Origin of the sequence: Kitasatospora mediocidica KCTC 9733 (assembly GCF_000744225.1) — a bacterium.
Lineage (GTDB): Bacteria > Actinomycetota > Actinomycetes > Streptomycetales > Streptomycetaceae > Kitasatospora > Kitasatospora mediocidica.
This window is the reverse complement of sequence record NZ_JQLN01000004.1, coordinates 375,458-393,659: the sequence shown is the minus strand read 5'-3', so window position 1 is coordinate 393,659 and position 18,202 is coordinate 375,458. Positions and strand designations below refer to the sequence as shown.

The window sequence follows — 18,202 nt, the reverse complement described above, 5'->3', positions numbered from 1 at the left end:
CGACCGGCGCGGGCGGGAGCGTGAACGGCGGCTCGGTCGGCCTCTACGGCGGCACCGAGCGGACCGGCAGCTGCGATGTGGGACAGCTCTCCGACTTCCTGACCACGCACGCGGACAAGGGCAAGGCGTGGGCCCAGGTCGAGGGCATCCCGCAGGGCTCGATCTCCTCCTACCTGCACTCGCTGACCCCCGTGGTGCTGCGGGTGGACACCCGGGTGACCAACCACGGGTTCGCGGACGGCGCGGCGACCAGCTTCCAGTCCGTGCTGCAGGCCGGCACCGCCGTGCTGGTCGACAGCCGGGGCGTGCCCCGGACGCGCTGCGCGTGCGGGAACCCGCTGCTGCCGCCGGTCATGTCGAGCGCGACGCCGACCTTTACGGGCAGTGCCTGGCCCTCGTTCCACCCGAACAACGTGGTCGTCGTCCAACCGGCGCCGACACCGGTGGTCGTGATCGTGGTGGTCGACCAGGACAGCGGCAAGGCGTTCGCCCGGCCAGTGGGCAGCTCCGGCAGCCACGACACCGGCGCGCCGAGCCCGATCGGGTCCGCGTCCGCGTCCACATCCACCTCGTCGGCCTCGTCGGCCTCGTCGTCCGCCTCGAGCGCCACTTCCGGTTCGAGCTCCGCCTCGGCGTCGGGCGGCCAGTCCTCCGCGTCCGCCTCGGCCTCGAAGAGCGCCTCGTCCTCGTCTTCGTCCCCGTCTTCGTCATCGTCCTCGCCCTCCTCATCGACGACGAGTTCGACGGCGACATCGACGATGACGGAGACGACCTCTGGCAGCGCGTCGTCCGCGGGCACCCACTCGCTCTCCACCACGACTCCCACCGAGTCCACCGCCTCGACCTCGGGCCTGGTCACCGCCTCCGGGTCCGGTTCCGAGAGCGCGGCGCTGGACTCGACAGGTGCGAGCTCCTAGTGCCGCGTCAGGCAACCTTTGCCCGTCAAGGAGCGGTGTCCGGTGCGTGCTCTCGGCGTGCCGGCCGGAAGTCCTCGTACTGGACGTACTTGGGCTTTCGGCCGGTGCGGCGAGAGTGCGTGCCGGGCGTCGCGACGGGGCGAAGGTTGCCTGACACGGCCTAGCACTCGGTCAGCGGGTCGGCTGCGACCTCGACGTGCTCCGCGACGGCGACGACCAGTACCCGGGTGCCCGGCTCCAGTGCGCGCCAGCGGTGCCGGACGCCGCCGGCCAGGTAGAGGGTGTCCCCGGCACTGAGCCGGTGGGTCTCGCCGTCCGCCTCCAGCTCGGCCGAGCCGTCCGCGACGTAGAGCAACTCGTCGTTGCGGTGCAGGAACTCACGCAGGCCGTCATGGCGCCCGGTGAACTCCAGTGCGTGCAGCTGGTGGTGGCCGCGCACCAGCGGGCGGACCCGCGCTCCGTCCGGGTCGGCGTCCTCGGCGGTGGCCAACTCCCCGTCGGCGCCCGCCCGTACGATGTCCACCCGGCGCGCGGGGTGGGCGGCGGCCAGCAGCTGCACGGCGGTGGTCGCCAGCGCATCGGCGATCAGCTGGAGTGAGCGCATGCTCGGGCGGGCCCGGTCGTTCTCGATCTGGCTCAGGAACGGCGAGGACAGGCCGGAGCGGGCGGCGACCTCGGCCAGCGTGAGGTCCAGCGCGCGTCGGCGGCGGCGCACGCTCGCCCCGACCCGCAGCTCCGGTGCTTCCCGCGTCACGTGGTGCCCTGCCTTCCGTTCCGGGTGATCGTCTTTCGTGGTCATCGCAGCCTAGCGGTGGCCCGGGGGCGGTTTATCGCGCCGTTCACAGTGCCGACATACCCGGCCTCTAACTTCTGAAGGTAGTTGATGCCATCAAAGAAAGTTTGACAGGAGCGCCCCATGCCCGTAGTCGACCAGAACTCCCGCCGCCGCCGCGGCACCGGACTCATCGCCCTGGACGCCGACGCTTCGGCCGGCGGCTACACCCTGTTCGCACCGCTCACCGGCGGCGGCGAGGTGTACCTGATCGACCTGCGCGGGCAGGTCGTCCACCAGTGGAAACTGCCGTACCGGCCCGGGCGGCACGCCCGGATCCTGGCGGGCGGCAACCTCGCCTACAACGGTGTGCTGCCTGACCGGCCCGCGCTCTTCCCGATGTGGCACAAGTACCGCGGCGGCGTGATGACAGAGGTGGCCCCGGACGGCACCGTCCTGCGCGAGCACCGCGACCCGCTGCAGCACCACGACGCCCACCACCTGGACGACGGCCGGATCCTCTACACCGCGCTCGAACCCCTGCGCGGCGCGGACGCCGAGGCTGTCCGGGGCGGGGTCCCGGGCTCCGAGACGGACGGCACGGTCTGGGCCGACACCATCCAGGAGGTGGACGCGGACGGCAACCCCACCTGGTCCTGGCGGGCGGCCGAGCACCTGGACCGCGACGCCTACGCCCTGCACCCGGACTACTCCCGCGAGCACTGGCCGCTCATCAACAGCGTCACCCCGCTCGCCGACGGCACCGTGCTGGCCAGCCTGCGCAGCACCTCCGACGTGATCGTGATCAGCCGGGAGACCGGCGAGGTCCTCTGGCGCAGCGCGCCCGGGACCGTCTCCCAGCAGCACTGCCCGACCGAACTGCCCGGCGGGAACCTGCTGGTGTTCGACAACGGTGTCTTCCGCCCGGGCTGCGACGTGCCGTACTCCCGGGTCGTCGAGATCGAGCGGAGCAGCGGAGAGGTCGTCTGGGAGTACCACGACCCGGCACGGGAGTCCTTCTTCGCGCCGTTCATGGGCAGCGCGCAACGGCTGCCCGGGGGGAACACCCTGGTCACGGACTCGCCCTCGGGCCGGCTCTTCGAGGTGACCCGGGACGGCTACCTCTGCTGGGAGTACGTCGTGCCCTACTTCGGCGGGTACCGGGAGTCGCAGGTCCGCGAGCTGTTCCCGGCCGAGCCCAACGCCGTGTTCCGCGCCTACCGTTACTCCGCGGCCGACCTGCCGTGGCTGACCGTGGCGGGCCAGGCGTGAGCGCCGTGGTGAGCCCCGTCGACGAACGGCTTCCGCTGCGGCGGCTGGTGCCGCTCTCCGCGCAGCACGTCGTGGTGATGATCGCCGGCCCGGTCTCCACCACCTTCCTGACCGGCCAGGCGCTCGGCCTCTCACCCGACCGGACGGCCGCCCTGCTCAGCGCGACGCTCGTGCTCTGCGGGGTGGGCTCGCTGGTGCAGTCGCTGGGCGTGCGCGGGATCGGCGCGCGACTGCCGTTCGTGATGCTGCCCGGGGGCGCCGCCACCGCGCTCTTCCTGCAGATCGCCAAGGACCACGGCCCCGCCACCGCGAGCGGCTCGGTGCTGCTCGCGGCGGCGCTGCTGCTCGCCGTCCTGCCCCTCTACGCGAGGGTGGTGCGGCTCTTCCCACCCCTGGTGCTGGGCACGGCCGTGCTGCTGATCGGCATCTCGATGATCAAGGTGGCGGCCCAACTGGTCACCGGTGTCCCCGGGAAGCCCGGCTACGCGGCCCCCTCGGCGGTCGCGCTGGCGGCGGCGACCGTCGGCTGCACGGTGCTGCTGCTTGCGGTGCTGCACGGGGTGTGGCGGCAGAGCGCCGTCCTGCTCGGGCTTGCGGCCGGCACGCTGCTGGCGTCGGTCGTCGGGCTCGGCGGCTTCGCCGCCGTGCACGGGACGGGATTCGCGCTGCCACACCCGTTCCCTTACGGCACACCGCACTTCGACCTGCTGGCCGCGCTGCCGCTGCTGGTCTTCAGCCTGGCCTCGCTGGCCGAGGCCACCGGCCAGACCGTGCTCAACAGTGAGATCGTCGGGCACGACCTCGGCCTGGAACGCGACGTGCCACGGGTGGCGCGGGCGGACGCGGTGGTGTCGCTGCTCGGCGGGGTGTTCGGCAGCTCACCGCTGGTGACCAGTTCGGAGAACCTCGGCCTCGGCCAACTCACGGGCGTGCGCAGCAGATTTGTCACAGCCGGGGCCGGCGTGCTGCTCGTCGCGGTCGGCCTGCTGACCCCGCTCTCGCGCCTGCTGGCCGGCCTGCCGGCGCCGGCGGTCGGGGGTTCGGCCCTGGTGGTCTACGCCGTGATCGCCGCGCAGGGCGTCCGGATGCTGCAAGGCGTCGACCTCGCCGACCGCGCGAACTCCACCGTCGTCGCCCTCGCGCTGGCCGCGGGCCTGCTGCCGCTGCTGGCGCCCGACCTGTACCAGGGCTTCCCCTCCTGGGCCCGGACGATCTGCGCCAGCGGCGTGGTCGCGGGGACCCTCGCCGCCGTGGCCCTGTACGCGGCCTTCGCCCGTCTGCCGCGCGCCCGCCCGCTCAGCGGCGCGTCGGTGGGCGCGGTCGGCGAGGACGGCTGACACCGCGTCGCGTACGTTCTCCGGACGTCACCGGCTGCCCGGCGGGGCGACGATCGACTGGGCGTGGTGGAAGCGGTTCTGCGGGTCCCAGAGTGCCTTGGCGGCTTGCAAGCGTGGGTAGTTGTCCTTGTAGTAGAGCTGCGGGTAGCGCGGCGACGGGTCGGTGGCGACGCCCAGGTCGGTGTCCGGGTAGTTGACGTACGCGCCGTCTGTCGTCAAGTCGCGTGTGGCGCTGCTGACTTCGGGGAGGCCGCCGGTGTCGGCGTAGACCCCGGCGTAGAACTCGCGCAGGAAGTCCAGGTGCGCCGCGTCCTCGGCGGGGTCGGTCCAGTAGGTCTGGTACTGGAGTTTGAGGATGGAGTCGCGCTGTGGGACGGCGGTCTCGGCCGGCCCGACCGCGTTGATCCGGCAGCCGTAGCTGTCGACCTGGACCAGGGTCTGGGTGAGGTCGGCGCCGGGGGCCGTGCGGGTCAGCGCATTCCAGATCCCGGCGATCTGGCCATCGGTCAACGGGCTGCGGTGGTAGGCGGACTTGTATTTCCCGCGCTGCAGGTCGCCGGAGGCGCTCAGCACCGAGGCCGCCTGGAACCACGGCAGTTGGCGGCGGGTCTCGGTGGACGGCAGGAAATACTCCCCGACCCTGCGGCTCTGCAACGCGGTCCGGGTCTTCACCCCGGCCTGGAGCGCTGCCAGGAAGCTGTCCAGCGGGCCCGGGTCGTCCTGGTCCCATTGGGTGAGCAGCACGATGCTTCCGTTGCTCCGGTGGGAGAGCTGGAGCATGCTGAACAGCCCCTGGTACAGCGGCTCTTCGGGCGCGCTGTGGGCGGCGAAGAACTCGCCGTAGTTCCGCAGCAGCCGCTCGAAGCCGTCCCGGTCCTGCTCCAGCCCGGCCCATGGCCAGGCGAGGGTGCTGATCCACACGTGTTCCGGGGTCTTCGGCAGAGTCTCGGCGAAGTAATAGCGCACCACCAGGCCGAAGTTGCCGCCACCACCGCCGGTGTGCGCCCAGAAGAGCTCCGCGGTGTCTGAGCCGGGCCGGTCGTCGCGGTGCGCCGCGGTCAGCTCGGCCCGGCCGTTCCTGACCGTGACGACGTCCACCTGCACCAGGTGGTCGACGGTCAGCCCGTGGCGGCGGGAGAGCAGGCCGTAGCCTCCGCCGCAGATGTGGCCGCCGGCGCCGACGGAGTTGCACGAGCCGGCCGGCAGGGTCACCCCGTACTTCCGGAACAGCGTGCTGTAGACGTCCCAGTTGCTGGCGCCGGACTCGACGCAGTACGCCGTGCGGCCGCGTTTGTCCCGCGTCCGGTAGACGTTCCTCATCGGGCTCACGTCGAGGATCGCGCCGCCGGTGTTGTCGACGAAGTCCTCGTAGCAGTGGCCGCCGCTGCGCACGGTGGGCCGCAGGCCCTGGCTCAGGGCGTGCTGCACGGCCGCGACGGCGTCGGCCTCGTCCGCGATCAGCTGGACGTAGCGCGGATTGCTGCTCCAGCGCTGGTTGAAACCCCGGCGCAGCGAGTCGTACCGCCCGTCCCCCGGGAGGACGCGTAGTGCGGTGAGGTCGGCGGTGGGGGCCGGGTCCGCAGCGGCGGGCGGCGCGGTGACCGGACCGAGCGAGACCCCTGCGGCCGCGGCGCCGGCGGCGGTCAGCAGGCCGCGTCGGGAGACTGATGACATGAGCAACTCCATTCGCAAGAAAGGAAGCTGATGCCTCATCAGTAAACCGCATGCGGAGTATCCGGCGGCCGGATCCGCGCGGACTCGCTCAGGCGCCGACGGTGCCGTCGATCCCCTCACGCAGGAAGTCGGCGTGGCCGTTGTGGCGGGCGTAGTCGTGGAGCAGGTGCAGCATCACCAGGCGCAGCGAGACGTCCTCGCCCCAGCGGGCGTTGTGGCCGGTCACGTCGAGGGACTCGGCGGCCCGCTCGATCCGGCGGGAGTGCTCCACCTCCGTCTGCCAGGCCGCGAACGCCTCCGAGCGGGTGGCCGAACTGGCGTCGTAGGCCACCTGGTAGTCCATCTCCTCGGACCACACCAGCGGGAGCGTGGACTCGCCGTTGATCACGATGCGGAACCAGGTGCGCTCGACCTCGGCCATGTGCCGCACCAGGCCGAGCAGCGAGAGGGTCGAGGGTGGCATCGACTGGCGGCGCAGCTCGTCGTCGGAGAGGCCGTCGCACTTCATCGCGAGGGTCGCGCGGTGGTAGTCGAGGAACGAGCGCAGCATCTCGCGCTCGCCGCCGACCAGGGGCGGACCGATGCGTTCGGTGGTCATGAGGTGTCTCCCTGCCGGGGCCGTCGTCGGTGATCTTCCTGCATCCTGCACCGTCGGTGCGGCCCGGGCAACGGAGATCTGTGACGGTGTGCGCGGCCGTCCGGCCAAGCGGCTGCGTGGCCGGACGGCCGCTTGGCCGCGCACACCGTCCGACGTCAGTGGGTCGGCAGGAACTGCACGCTGCCGGCGCCGCCGTCCGCGGGGGTCGCGACGCCGGTGAGCAGGAGGGTGCTGCCACCGGCGCCGGGCGCGGCGCCCCAGAGCTGGTCGGTGTCGATGTCGGTGAGCGGGCGGCCGACCTTGCGGGTGGCGGTGTTGGCCACCCGGACCTTCGGGCCGTTGACGTCGTCGTCCACCACGTACAACGAGCTGCCGTCGCCGCTCACCACCGGGTACCGCAGGTCGAGATAGCCGCTGGAGAACGTGATGGTGCCGGTGATGGTGTCGGTCGCGGTGCTGATCACGTGCACCAGGCCGGTGTTGGTGGCGACGGCGTAGATCCGGCTGCCGTCGGGGCTGATCGCCACGCCGTCCGTGCCGCTCTCACCGGCGGGCTGCGCGACGGTCGCCAGTACGGTGGGCGCGGCGCCGGCGCCGACGGCGAGGTGGACCAGGCCGGCGTCGGTGCTCACATAGGCGTCCGTGCCGCCGCGGACGAGCATGCCGTTCGCGTAGCCGTACGTGCCCGGCAGCGTGACCGAGGTCGTGAAGGCCCCGGTCGTGGGGGAGAAGACCAGGACGCGCGCGGGGCCGTTCTGGCGGTAGGCGGTGGCGCCGTACTGGCTGACGTAGACCGAGGTGCCGTCCGGGCTGACCGCGAGACCGGTCAGGGCGCCCTGGAGCCAGCCCGGGGCGGTCGTCTGGACGGGTGCGGCGACGCTGGTGAGCACGGTGTCCGTGGCGGTGTCGACGACCGAGAGGGCCTGGCCGGTCAGGACGTAGAGCCGGCTCCCGTCCGGGCTGAACCCCAGCTGCCCGAGGCGCTCCGATGACGCTGCGGGGAGCGCGATGGTGGCGGTCACCGCGCCCGTGGCGGTGTCGAGGACGTCCAGCGCCGCGCTGTATCCGGACGGGCCGCTGCCGGCGGTGACGCCGACGAAGGCCTGCCGCCCGCCCGGGGCGACGGCCACCGAGGTCGGGACGGTCGCACCGAGGTCGGTCGTACCGTCGTAGAAGGCGGCGGTGGCGGTGGCCGCGACGGCGTGGCCCGCGCCTGCGGCGTCGGCCACGCCGCTGCCCGCCCCGACGAGTGACAGCAGTGCGACAAGTCCGATCGTCCGGCGTAGGGCCGGAAGTTGGTGCTTCACTGGGATCCCCTCCCGTTGGCTGGTCTGCATCGTAGGGAGCCAGGGCCGTCCCGACCGGGGTGATGGCCTGATGCCGCCGTGAGAACGGCCGACAACGCCTCGCCGGGGGCCGGGAGCGGCCGCCGGTCCGTTGCGGTGACCTGCGGGGCGCCCTGGCATTCCCGGGCGGTGAGTGAAACAGACCACAACGTCACCCTCTCCCTGAACGGTTGCGGGCCGTGGCACAATGAGCGCAGTAGTAGCAGTGACGTTCAGCGCACTCCGGGGTCGGTGAAAATCCGAACCGGCGGTTACAGTCCGCGACCCGTCCGCAGCCAGCGGCCGGTTGACCAGGTGAAATTCCTGGACCGACGGTTAAAGTCCGGATGGGAGGCGTGCGCGACGGATCGAGCAGTGCCACGGATCCCCTCGGGGAGCCGTGTTCAGGGCGTACGGCCAGAGCTCCCTTCGGCGACGAAGCGAGGCCCTCCCGGGCGCCCGTAGCCGCCGATCCGTGTCATCTCCCGATCAATGCCGCCCCGGAGTCCGCGCCCCTATTAGCGCGAGGAGAACCCGGGTGTTCACCGGCATCATCGAAGAGCTCGGCGAGGTCGTCTCCATCGAGGAGTTCGGCGACTCCTCGCGCATCCGCCTGCGTGGCCCGCTGGTCTGTACCGGTGCCCGGCACGGCGAATCCATCGCGGTCAATGGCGTCTGCCTGACCGTCGTCGACAGTCCGGACGAACTGGCCGCCGAGAGCGGCGAGTTCAGCGCGGACGTGATGGCCGAGACGCTCCAGCGGTCCAGCCTGGGCGCGCTGGTGGTCGGTTCGCGGGTCAACCTGGAACGCGCCATGGCGCTCGGCGCCCGGCTCGGCGGCCACCTCGTCCAGGGCCATGTCGACGCCACCGGAACGCTGTTGGAGCGTTCGCCGGGTGAGTTGGACGGCGAGGGCAACCCCCGCTGGGAGGTGCTGCGCTTCTCGCTCCCGCAGAGCATCTCGCGCTACCTGGTCGACAAGGGCTCGATCACCGTGGACGGCATCAGCCTCACCGTGGTCGAGGCCGCGGCGGACAGCTTCACGGTCAGCCTGATCCCGGCCACGCTCGCGCTGACCACCTTGGGCGCCAAGGTCGTTGGGGAGCCCGTCAACCTCGAGGTCGACGTTCTCGCGAAGTACGTCGAGCGCCTGCTCGACTCCCGTACCGTTCCGGCGATCTCGAAGGACGCCTCGTGAACTGGCTCAACAGCATCGCCTTCTCGATATTCGGCCAGCACGTGCTGTGGACCGACATGGTCGGCAACCTGCTCGGGCTCGCGGCCCTGGCGCTCGGCTGGCGCCGCTCGGTCACCAGCTGGCCGGTCCAACTCCTCTCCGGCGTGGTGCTGGTGGGGGCCTACCTGTCCGGCCACCTGACCGGTCTGATGGGCAAGCAGGTGATCGTGATCGTCACCGCCGTCTGGGGCTGGGCCCGCTGGCAGCGCGGCCTGCGCGACACCGGTGAGATCAAGGTCCGCTTCGCGACCTGGACCGAGCGCGCGCTGCTGGTCGGCGCGACCGCACTGGCGACCGTCGGGGTGGCGCTGCTCTTCACCCACTACTCCTGGATGTCCTGGAGTCCGTGGTCCGACGCCTACATCTTCGTCGGCACCCTGGCGGCGATGGTCGCCCAGGCCCGCGGCTGGGTGGAGTTCTGGTTCGCCTGGATCGCCGTCGACGTGGTCGGCGTCCCGCTGGCCTTCAACAACGGCTACGCGTTCTCCGGACTGACCTACAGCATCTACTTCGTCCTGGTGCTGCTCGGGCTGCGCGCCTGGTGGCTGAGCACCCGCACCCCCCGGACCTCCACGTCCGCCTCGACCCTCCAGGGAGCCACGGCATGAGCACCCAAGACAGCACCCCGGACCTCGGCCCGGACCTCGGCCCGGACCTCGGCCTCGACCCGATCGAGCGCGCCATCGCCGACATCGCGGCCGGTCGTGCCGTGATCGTGGTGGACGACGAGGACCGCGAGAACGAGGGCGACATCATCTTCGCCGCCTCGGCCGCGACGCCCGAACTGCTCGCCTTCACCATTCGCTACAGCTCCGGCGTGATCTGCGTCCCGATGACCGGCGCCGAGGCCGACCGGCTCAACCTGCCGCCGATGACCCGGGTCAACGAGGACCGCAAGGGCACGGCCTACACCGTCTCGGTGGACGCCCGCGATGTGGAGGCCACCGGCATCTCGGCGGTCGACCGCGCGATGACCGTCCGCCTGCTGGGCGACCCGGCCTCCGGTCCCGACGACTTCACCCGCCCCGGCCACGTCTTCCCGCTGCGCGCGATGGACGGTGGCGTGCTGGTGCGCCCCGGCCACACCGAGGCCGGCGTCGACCTGGCGCGGCTGGCCGGACTGGCCCCGGCCGCCGCCATCTGCGAGGTGGTCAACGACGACGGGACGATGGCCCGGCTGCCCGAGCTGGTCGCCTTCGCCCGCGAGCACGGCCTGGCGATCATCTCGATCGAGGACCTGATCGCCTACCGCCGCCGCACCGAGCTGCACGTCGACCGCGCCGCCGTCACCGCCCTGCCCACCATCCACGGCGAGTTCACGGCCGTCGGATACCGCGGCACGCTGGACGGTATCGAGCACATCGCCCTGGTCGCGGGCGGCCTGGACGCCGACGGACAGCTGCCGGACGGCGAGGACGTGCTGGTCCGGGTGCACTCGGAGTGCCTGACCGGCGACGTGCTCGGCTCGCTGCGCTGCGACTGCGGTCCCCAACTCCAGCTCTCGCTGGCCAAGGTGGCCGCCGCCGGCCGCGGCGTGGTGCTCTACCTGCGCGGGCACGAGGGCCGCGGCATCGGTCTGGCCCACAAGCTGCGCGCCTACCAGCTCCAGGAGCAGGGGCGTGACACCGTGGACGCCAACCTCGACCTGGGCCTGCCCGCCGACGCCCGCGACTACAGCATCGGCGCGCAGATGCTCACCGACCTCGGCGTGCGGTCGCTGACGCTGCTCACCAACAACCCCGACAAGCTGGCCGCGCTGACCGAGCACGGCCTCAAGGTCAAGGGCCGGGAGCCGATCCCGGTCGAGGCCGGCGTGCACAACCTCGGCTACCTGCTGACCAAGCGCGACCGGATGGGCCACGACCTGCCGTGGCTCGGCAACGCCTGATCCTGCGCCACACCACCCACCGACGAAGAAAACCGACGAAGAAAAGAGACACCAGTGAGCGGCCACGGAGCACCCGAGCTGACCGTCGAGAACTGCCAGGACCTGCGGGTCGCGGTGATCGCCGCCCAGTGGCACACCACGGTGATGGACGGCCTGCTGGACGGCGCCAAGCGCGCCCTCAAGGAGCTGGGGATCGAGGAGCCGACCATCGTCCGCGTCCCCGGCACCTTCGAACTGCCGGTGGCTGCAAAGCAGTTGGCCAGCCGTGGCTACGACGCCGTGGTCGCGCTCGGGGTGGTCATCCGCGGCGGCACCCCGCACTTCGACTACGTCTGCCAGGCCGCCACCCTCGGCCTGACCGACGTCAGCGTGAGCACCGGGGTGCCGGTCGGCTTCGGCGTGCTGACCTGTGACAACGAGCAGCAGGCGGTGGACCGGGCCGGGCTGCCGGGCTCGGCCGAGGACAAGGGCCACGAGGCGGTCACCGCCGCCGTCGCCACCGCCGCCATGCTGCGCTCGGTCTCCGAGCCCTGGCGCTGACCCGCTTCGGACGCTGTGCGGTCGGGTGTCCAGCGGACTGTCCACGGTCCGGGACTGTTTACCGTCCGTCCAGGTCCAGCACGTAAGGTGAGTCCCATCATGGCTTCGAAGACATTCGAGGAGCTCTTCTCCGAGCTCCAGCAGAAGGCCGCCACAGGCGACCCCTCGTCCTCCCGTACGGCTCAGCTCGTGCAGCAGGGCGTTCACAGCATCGGCAAGAAGGTGGTCGAAGAGGCCGCCGAGGTCTGGATGGCGGCCGAGTTCCAGTCCCAGGAACAGACCGCCGAGGAGATCTCCCAGCTCCTCTACCACCTTCAGGTGATGATGATCGCCCGCGGGCTGACGCTCGACGACGTCTACGCCTATCTCTGAAGCAGTGCCGCTCCACCCCATCCGCGACCAAGCGAAGGATTACCCTCTCATGCTGCGCATCGCCCTCCCCAACAAGGGTTCGCTCTCGGGTCCCGCGGCGGAGATGCTCCATGAGGCCGGGTACCGCCAGCGCAAGGACCCCAAGGAACTGGTTCTCGTCGACCCCGAGAACCAGGTGGAGTTCTTCTTCCTGCGCCCCCGCGACATCGCGGTGTACGTCGGTTCCGGCCGGCTGGACGTCGGGATCACCGGCCGTGACCTGCTCCTCGATTCGGCGTCCAACGCCGAGGAGGTGCTCGCGCTCGGCTTCGGCGGCTCGACCTTCCGCTTCGCCGGACCGGTCGGTTCGCCCAAGGACGTCCAGGGCCTGCAGGGCCTGCGGATCGCCACCTCGTACACCGGCCTGGTCGAGCAGCACCTGGCCGAGCAGGGCGTCACGGCGACGGTGACCAAGCTGGACGGCGCGGTGGAGACCGCGGTGCAGCTGGGCGTGGCCGACGTGATCGCCGACGTGGTGGAGACTGGGACCAGCCTGCGCAATGCCGGTCTGGAGATCTTCGGCGAGCCGATCCTGGTCTCCGACGCCGTGGTGATCCGCCCCAAGGGCGCCGGCCAGGACGCCGGGGTCGACCAGTTCCTGCGCCGGCTGCAGGGCGTCCTGGTGGCCCGCCGCTACGTGCTGATGGACTACGACATCCGCGCCGAGAAGGTCACCGAGGCGGTCGCCCTGACGCCCGGCCTGGAGTCGCCGACCGTCTCCCCGCTGCACACCGAGGGCTGGGTCGCCGTCCGTTCGATGGTGCTCCGCAAGGAGGCCCAGCGGATCATGGACGACCTGTGGAGCATCGGCGCCCGGGCCATCCTGGTGACCAACATCCACGCCTGCCGTCTCTGACCAGCCTGTTCCGGGAGCACCGACGCCATGCCTGACGCAGATCTGCCCACCCTTCCCGTCACCTGGGCGCCGCGCCGCAACCGTGCGGTGCTGCTCCCGGTGAGCGCGCTGCTGGTGGTCGTCTTCGTCACGGTCGCGCTGGCGCTCCCGGCCAGCTGGCAGCTCAACGACCGGGTCGCCCTGATCACCACCGGCCTGGTCTTCGCCGCGGCCGGCGCGATGCTTGCGCGCCCCCACGTGGTCGCCGACGCGGACGGGATCACCGTGGTGAACTTCGTCCGCACCCGGCGGCTGCACTGGGCGCAGATCGTCCGGGTGAACCTCCGCCAGGGTGACCCGTGGGTGACCCTGGACCTGGCCGACGGCACCTCGCTGGCCGCCGTCGGGATCCAGCCGGGCGGCGGCCGCGAGCAGGCCGTCCGGGCCGCGCTCGGGCTGCGTGACCTCGTCGAGGCGCGCGGGGCGACGCCGGAGCCCGCCACCACCAAGTAGCCCGAACCGCGTTCGCGACATCACTCGAACACCAGAACCGAACGGGCCCGGGTATCGTCTACGCTGGTAAAGCCGGGGCAAAGCGGCCCCGCCCGCCCGCGACCTGAGGAGTGAACCCTCCCCTCGATGGACGATCCGTCCGGTAGTACACCCGCCGCCTCCCTCCTGAGCCCCGGAGAGCAGGCGGCGCTGTGATCGCCGCCTGGCTGATGCTGATCGCGGCCCTCCTGCTCATCCTCGCGAACGGCCTCTTCGTGGCCGCCGAGTTCTCTCTCATCACGGTCGACCGCGGCACCGTGGAGCGGGCCGCCGCAGGCGGGGACCGCAAGGCGATCGGCGTCCGCGCGGCGCTGCGCCGGCTGTCGTTCCAGCTCTCCGGCGCCCAACTCGGCATCACCCTCACCTCGCTGCTGGTCGGCATGCTGGCCGAACCGGCCCTCTCCACCCTGCTCGGCCCACCGTTGACGGCGATCGGCGTGCCGGCCTCGGCCACCACGGGCGTGGCGGTGGTCGTCGGCATGCTGCTGGCCACCGTCGTGCAGATGGTGATCGGCGAGCTGGTCCCGAAGAACTGGGCGATCTCCCGCCCGCTCCAGGTGGCCCGCGCCGTCGCCGGGCCGCAGCGGCTCTTCTCGACCGTCTGCCGCCCGGTGATCACCGTGTTGAACGGCTCGGCCGACCGGATGGTCCGGTCGCTGGGCCTGGAGCCGACCGAGGAGCTGGCGCACGCCCGCACCCCCGGTGAACTGGTCTTCCTCGCCCGGCACTCGGCCCGCGCGGGAGCGATAGAGGAGGACACCGCCCTGCTCTTCGTCCGCTCGCTGGGCCTGGCCGAACTGACCGCCGAGAGCGTGATGACCCCGCGGGTGGACGTGGCCGCGCTCCAGCAGGACGCCACCGCCGCCGACGTGGTCAACCTCACCCGGGCCACCGGCTTCTCCCGTTTCCCGGTCTACCGGGACAGCCTGGACGAGGTCACCGGCACGGTCACCCTCAAGGACGCGCTGGCGGTGCGCCCCGAACAGCGCGCCAGCGTGCGGATCGCGCAGCTGGCCGGCGTGCCACTGCTGGTCCCCGAGACCCTGCCGGCCGAGCGGCTGCTCGACCGGCTGCGCAGCCGCACGCCGATGGCGATCGTGATCGACGAGTACGGCGGGACGGCCGGTGTGGTGACCCTGGAGGACATCGTCGAGGAGATCGTCGGCGAGGTGCAGGACGAGCACGACCCGGGCGACGTACCGGAGTTGGTCGCGATTGTGCCGGTCGACGGCAGGCCGGCCTGGCTGGCCGACGGCCGCGCCCGGATCGACCAGCTCGGCGCGATCGGCCTGGTCGCCCCGCACGGCCCGTACGAGACGCTGGCCGGGCTGCTGGCCGACCTGCTCGGCAAGATCCCCGAGCCCGGCGACCGGGCCGTGCTGCCGGGCTGGGAGCTGACCGCGCAGGCGGTGGACCGGCACCGCACCACCCGGGTCCGGCTGGTCCGGGTCGAGGGTACGGAGGGCCGGTGGTGATCTTCTTCCAACTCTTCGCCTCGGGTCTGCTGTTGCTCGGCAACGCCTTCTTCGTCGGGGCCGAGTTCGCCGTCATCTCGGTGCGCCGCAGCCAGATCGAGCCGCTCGCGGACGCCGGCAACCGCCGGGCGCGCACCGTCCTGCATGCCCTGTCGAACGTCTCGGCGATGCTGGCCGCCGCCCAACTGGGCATCACGGTCTGCTCGCTGCTGCTGGGCGCGCTCGCCGAGCCGACCATCGCCCACCTGCTGGAGGGCCCGTTCCAGGCGGTCGGCCTGCCCGAGCTGCTGGTCCACCCGACCGCCTACGTGCTGGCGCTGGCCCTGGTGGTCTTCCTGCACATGGTGATCGGAGAGATGGTTCCCAAGAACATCGCACTCGCCACGCCGGAGCGTGCCGCGCTCTGGCTCGGCCCGCCGCTGGACCGGCTGGCCCGGCTGCTGAACCCGGTGATCCGGCTGCTGAACGCCTTGGCCAACCTGGTGCTGCGACTCTTCGGGGTCGAGCCGAAGGACGAGGTGGAGTCGGTTTACAACGGGGAGCAACTGCTCTGGATCCTCTCCGAGTCACGGGCCGCCGGGCTGCTGGAGCAGGGTGAGCAGGAGCGCCTGGAGGACGCCCTGGAGCTCGGCCACCGCCCGGTCGCCGAGGTGCTGCTGCCGATGTCCCGGCTGGTCACCGTGGACTCCTCGGTGACCGCCCGCCAGGTCGAGGAGCTGGCGGTGTCCACCGGCTTCTCGCGCTTCCCGGTGATCGGCGACTCGGGGGACTTCCTCGGCTACCTGCACGTCAAGGACGTGCTGGAGGCGGAGGACCGCGAGGCGGCCGTCCCGGTGCGGCTGTGGCGGCCGATGACGGTCGTGGCGGAGCGACTGCCGCTGGACGACGCGCTCACCGCGATGCGCCGGGCGGCCGCCCACCTGGCCGCGGTGACCGCCCCGGACGGGCGCACGCTCGGCCTGGTCACCCTGGAGGACGTCCTGGAGGAGCTGGTCGGCGAGATGCACGACCCGGACCACCGGCGCACCGCCCCGGAGCGAGCCTAGCCGTGTCTGACAATTCCCGGCTCATCCGACGCGAGTTGTCAGACACGGCCCAGGAGCTGCTCAGCTGCGCCCGTCGATCAGCTCGCCGTACGCCTGGACCAGGTCGGGCAGTCGCAGGGTGGCCAGGTCCTCGCGGCCGGGCAGTGCGCGGGCCTGGGAGAGCCGCAGGTCGCGGTAGGCGCAGGACTTCTCGTAGAGGGTCCTGATGAACCGGCCGTTGCCGAGGTCGTCGATCCAGCCCTCGCCCACCACATGGGCGCAGATGCTGGCCAGCTCCTCGGCGGCGTCCTCGTCCCAGCTGTCGCCGTCCCGGGCGGCTAACGTGCTGCCGATGGCGGTGAGTTCGGCCGGGCGGTAGCTGGGGAAGTCCACCCGGGTGGTGAAGCGGGAGTTGAGGCCGGGGTTCGTCGCCAGCAGGCGGTTCATCCCCTCCGGGTAGCCGGCCAGGATCACCACCAGCCGGTCCCGGTTGTCCTCGGCCCGCTTGAGCAGGACCTGGAGGGCCTCGTCACCGTAGGCGTCGCCCTTGCTGTAGCCGGAGTTGGCGAGGCTGTAGGCCTCGTCGATGAAGAGCACGCCGTCCAGTGCGGAGTCGATCAGCTCGTTCGCCTTGACCGCGGTCTGGCCGAGGAACTCGCCGACCAGGTCGGCGCGTTGGGCCTCCACCAGGTGGTCGCCGGAGAGCAGGCCGAGCGCGTGGAAGACCTGGCCGAGGATCCGCGCCACGGTGGTCTTGCCGGTGCCGGACGGTCCGGAGAAGACGAAGTGACGCTTCGGCGGCTGGACCGGCAGGCCCTGGTCGGCGCGCAGCCCGGCCATCCGCAGCTGGGCCGAGAGTGCCCGGACCTGGCGCTTGACCGGGTCCAGGCCCACCATCTGCTCCAGTGCGGCGAGGGCCACGTCCAGCTGCGCGCGGCCCGCGGGGGAGCCGACGGGGGCGGGGCCGCCGCCCTCCGCGGGTGCGGCCCCGAGGTTTTCCCGGACCGCCGCGGCGGCGTTCGGCGCGCTCTCCCCGGTGCCGCTGCCGGTACCGGTTCCCTGACCCGGGCCGGTGCCGCCACCGACCCCCGGCTCGCAGCGCCCGGTGCCGCCCGGCCGTCCGCCGAGCTGGAGCGCTCCGGCGTCGGCGGCGTCGGTGCCGTCGAGGTCGGCGCCCTCCAGCGAGTAGGAGGCCTCCAGCTGTTCGGCCAGCTGTTCGGCGCGCTCCTGGGCGTCCACCAGGCCCAGTCCGTCGAACGCCTCCAGCCCCTCCAACCCGTCCATCGCCAGCCCGTCCAGCGCGGGTCCCGGCGGCTCCGCCGGGTCCGCGAGCGCCCCGGGGTCGCCGGCGTCCTCCAGCATGGTGAAGCCGGGCAGCTCGTCCAGCAGGCCGAGCCCGTCCTCGGCCGCGATCGCGGCCAGCCGGGCGGCGGTGTCCATGAACGCCGGGTCGGCGCGGTGCACCGCCCGGTAGAGCGGCAGGGCGGCGGCGCTGCGCCCGGCCCCCTCGTACGCCCGGGCCAGCCAGTAGCGCAGTTCCTTGCGCTGCGGCTGCTCCGATCTGCAGCGCGTCAACGAGGCGGCCAGCGGGGACTGCGCCTGGGCGCACATGTCCAGCCGGACCCTGGCCATCCCGCCGAACAGGCCCGCCTCGATGCCGAGCAGTGGGTCGTCGAGCAGTTGGTCGGTGTCCCGGATGAGCTGCTCCCAGTCCTTGAGCAGGTAGGAGCGGCAGGCGTGCAGGAAGCGCACCGACGGGTCCTGGTCGGCGGGCGGGCACTGCTCCAGCGCGCGGTCCAGCTCGGCCAGGTGCCGGCCGTCCAGCCAGTGCGAGGCATGGGCGAGTGCGAGGTCGCGGGTGCCCTCCAGGACGGGCTGCACCCACCAGCCGAGCCAGTACCAGGAGCTCAGCGGGCGCTGGTGGTGACGGCGCTGCTCGCCGAAGCGTTTCTTGTGCCGGTGCATCGCGAGCAGCGCGCCGGAGGTGTCGCAGCGCAGGGCGTGCAGGCCGAGCCAGGCGTCCGCCATGCCCGGGTCGAGCCGGACGGCGGTGCGGAACTCCTCCTCGGCGCGGGCGTAGGAGCCGGCCGTGTACGCGTCCATGGCGCGCAGCCATGCGCGGTCGGCCGGTCCGTGCGGACCCGTGGTGCCGGAACTGTCGACAGTGGTCACTCACGCCCCCCGTGGTGTGCACCGATGCGCGGCCAACTGATGGCATGTCAGCACCGCGCCCCCGGGGCGCATATGCGCCTGCACTTCATCGTACCGGCGCCGGGCTGATCCGGAAGGGTGTCGCGCCGGTCCAAATCCTTTGCGCGCGTAGACCGTTCGTCTACCGACGGGT

The 18,202-nt window shown here is 72.0% G+C and carries 17 protein-coding genes and 1 riboswitch; of the genes, 12 read left to right on the top strand and 5 right to left on the bottom strand.

What is annotated here, in order from left to right; genetic code table 11:
- The first annotated feature begins 20 nt into the window (after positions 1-20).
- Positions 21-917: a DUF6777 domain-containing protein gene (locus BS80_RS44050; RefSeq protein ID WP_408607369.1), complete on the top strand. Its 897-nt coding sequence runs from the start codon at positions 21-23 to the stop codon at positions 915-917.
- 160 nt (positions 918-1,077) lie between these two features.
- Here BS80_RS44050 and BS80_RS09560 read toward each other — a convergent pair whose 3' ends face one another.
- Complete coding sequence (locus tag BS80_RS09560; protein WP_035795486.1) at positions 1,078-1,671, bottom strand: helix-turn-helix domain-containing protein; 594 nt, start codon at positions 1,669-1,671, stop codon at positions 1,078-1,080.
- 162 nt (positions 1,672-1,833) lie between these two features.
- Between BS80_RS09560 and BS80_RS09555 the strand changes: the two genes are divergently transcribed.
- On the top strand, positions 1,834-2,961 hold the full coding sequence (locus tag BS80_RS09555; RefSeq protein WP_035795484.1) for an aryl-sulfate sulfotransferase: 1,128 nt from the start codon (positions 1,834-1,836) through the stop codon (positions 2,959-2,961).
- Complete coding sequence (locus BS80_RS09550; RefSeq protein ID WP_232246421.1) at positions 2,958-4,298, top strand: uracil-xanthine permease family protein; 1,341 nt, start codon at positions 2,958-2,960, stop codon at positions 4,296-4,298. The genes BS80_RS09555 and BS80_RS09550 overlap by 4 nt, the downstream gene beginning before the upstream one ends.
- Before the next feature lie 27 nt (positions 4,299-4,325).
- Here the strand turns inward: BS80_RS09550 and BS80_RS09545 are convergent, their stop codons facing one another.
- The 3 genes from BS80_RS09545 to BS80_RS37555 form a co-directional block, all read right to left on the bottom strand.
- Positions 4,326-5,972, bottom strand: a complete 1,647-nt coding sequence (locus BS80_RS09545) for an FAD-binding oxidoreductase (protein ID WP_035795481.1) — start codon at positions 5,970-5,972, stop codon at positions 4,326-4,328.
- A gap of 88 nt (positions 5,973-6,060) precedes the next feature.
- Positions 6,061-6,570, bottom strand: a complete 510-nt coding sequence (locus BS80_RS09540) for a DinB family protein (RefSeq protein WP_035795480.1) — start codon at positions 6,568-6,570, stop codon at positions 6,061-6,063.
- A gap of 155 nt (positions 6,571-6,725) precedes the next feature.
- Complete coding sequence (locus tag BS80_RS37555) at positions 6,726-7,877, bottom strand: YncE family protein (protein ID WP_051966405.1); 1,152 nt, start codon at positions 7,875-7,877, stop codon at positions 6,726-6,728.
- Positions 7,878-8,130: 253 nt separating this feature from the next.
- Positions 8,131-8,258, top strand: a riboswitch (FMN riboswitch).
- A gap of 175 nt (positions 8,259-8,433) precedes the next feature.
- On the opposite strand from BS80_RS37555, the gene BS80_RS09530 reads away from it, so the two are divergent.
- The 9 genes from BS80_RS09530 (at position 8,434) to BS80_RS09490 (ending at position 15,879) form a co-directional block, all read left to right on the top strand.
- On the top strand, positions 8,434-9,093 hold the full coding sequence (locus BS80_RS09530) for a riboflavin synthase (protein ID WP_035795479.1): 660 nt from the start codon (positions 8,434-8,436) through the stop codon (positions 9,091-9,093).
- Entirely contained in the window at positions 9,090-9,740 is a 651-nt protein-coding gene (locus BS80_RS09525; RefSeq protein WP_035795478.1) for a nicotinamide mononucleotide transporter family protein, read from the top strand. The genes BS80_RS09530 and BS80_RS09525 overlap by 4 nt, the downstream gene beginning before the upstream one ends.
- Positions 9,737-11,020: a bifunctional 3,4-dihydroxy-2-butanone-4-phosphate synthase/GTP cyclohydrolase II gene (locus BS80_RS09520; protein ID WP_035795477.1), complete on the top strand. Its 1,284-nt coding sequence runs from the start codon at positions 9,737-9,739 to the stop codon at positions 11,018-11,020. Before BS80_RS09525 ends, BS80_RS09520 begins: the two co-directional genes overlap by 4 nt.
- 54 nt (positions 11,021-11,074) lie before the next feature.
- On the top strand, positions 11,075-11,560 hold the full coding sequence (ribH, locus tag BS80_RS09515; RefSeq protein ID WP_035795475.1) for a 6,7-dimethyl-8-ribityllumazine synthase: 486 nt from the start codon (positions 11,075-11,077) through the stop codon (positions 11,558-11,560).
- A 99-nt stretch (positions 11,561-11,659) separates the two neighbouring features.
- Positions 11,660-11,932 (top strand): phosphoribosyl-ATP diphosphatase, encoded by a 273-nt coding sequence (locus tag BS80_RS09510; RefSeq protein WP_035795473.1) that lies wholly within the window; start codon positions 11,660-11,662, stop codon positions 11,930-11,932.
- A 49-nt stretch (positions 11,933-11,981) separates the two neighbouring features.
- Positions 11,982-12,827, top strand: coding sequence for an ATP phosphoribosyltransferase (gene hisG, locus BS80_RS09505; RefSeq protein WP_035795471.1), 846 nt, complete (start codon positions 11,982-11,984; stop codon positions 12,825-12,827).
- Positions 12,828-12,854: 27 nt separating this feature from the next.
- Positions 12,855-13,319: a PH domain-containing protein gene (locus BS80_RS09500; protein ID WP_035795469.1), complete on the top strand. Its 465-nt coding sequence runs from the start codon at positions 12,855-12,857 to the stop codon at positions 13,317-13,319.
- A 191-nt stretch (positions 13,320-13,510) separates the two neighbouring features.
- Complete coding sequence (locus BS80_RS09495) at positions 13,511-14,833, top strand: hemolysin family protein (protein ID WP_035795467.1); 1,323 nt, start codon at positions 13,511-13,513, stop codon at positions 14,831-14,833.
- Entirely contained in the window at positions 14,830-15,879 is a 1,050-nt protein-coding gene (locus tag BS80_RS09490; RefSeq protein WP_035797112.1) for a hemolysin family protein, read from the top strand. The genes BS80_RS09495 and BS80_RS09490 overlap by 4 nt, the downstream gene beginning before the upstream one ends.
- A 60-nt stretch (positions 15,880-15,939) precedes the next feature.
- Here the strand turns inward: BS80_RS09490 and BS80_RS09485 are convergent, their stop codons facing one another.
- Positions 15,940-17,961, bottom strand: a complete 2,022-nt coding sequence (locus tag BS80_RS09485; RefSeq protein ID WP_083974464.1) for an AAA family ATPase — start codon at positions 17,959-17,961, stop codon at positions 15,940-15,942.
- Positions 17,962-18,202 lie beyond the last annotated feature (241 nt).

What these genes read in the sequence shown, in the direction of transcription:
- hisG (WP_035795471.1), top strand. Translation starts at nt 11,982, where the DNA reads ATGCTGCGCATCGCCCTCCCCAACAAGGGTTCGCTCTCGGGTCCCGCG.
- BS80_RS09545 (WP_035795481.1), bottom strand. Translation starts at nt 5,972, where the DNA reads ATGTCATCAGTCTCCCGACGCGGCCTGCTGACCGCCGCCGGCGCCGCG.
- BS80_RS09500 (WP_035795469.1), top strand. Translation starts at nt 12,855, where the DNA reads ATGCCTGACGCAGATCTGCCCACCCTTCCCGTCACCTGGGCGCCGCGC.
- BS80_RS09510 (WP_035795473.1), top strand. Translation starts at nt 11,660, where the DNA reads ATGGCTTCGAAGACATTCGAGGAGCTCTTCTCCGAGCTCCAGCAGAAG.
- BS80_RS09540 (WP_035795480.1), bottom strand. Translation starts at nt 6,570, where the DNA reads ATGACCACCGAACGCATCGGTCCGCCCCTGGTCGGCGGCGAGCGCGAG.
- BS80_RS09485 (WP_083974464.1), bottom strand. Translation starts at nt 17,961, where the DNA reads ATGGACGCGTACACGGCCGGCTCCTACGCCCGCGCCGAGGAGGAGTTC.
- BS80_RS09520 (WP_035795477.1), top strand. Translation starts at nt 9,737, where the DNA reads ATGAGCACCCAAGACAGCACCCCGGACCTCGGCCCGGACCTCGGCCCG.
- BS80_RS09555 (WP_035795484.1), top strand. Translation starts at nt 1,834, where the DNA reads ATGCCCGTAGTCGACCAGAACTCCCGCCGCCGCCGCGGCACCGGACTC.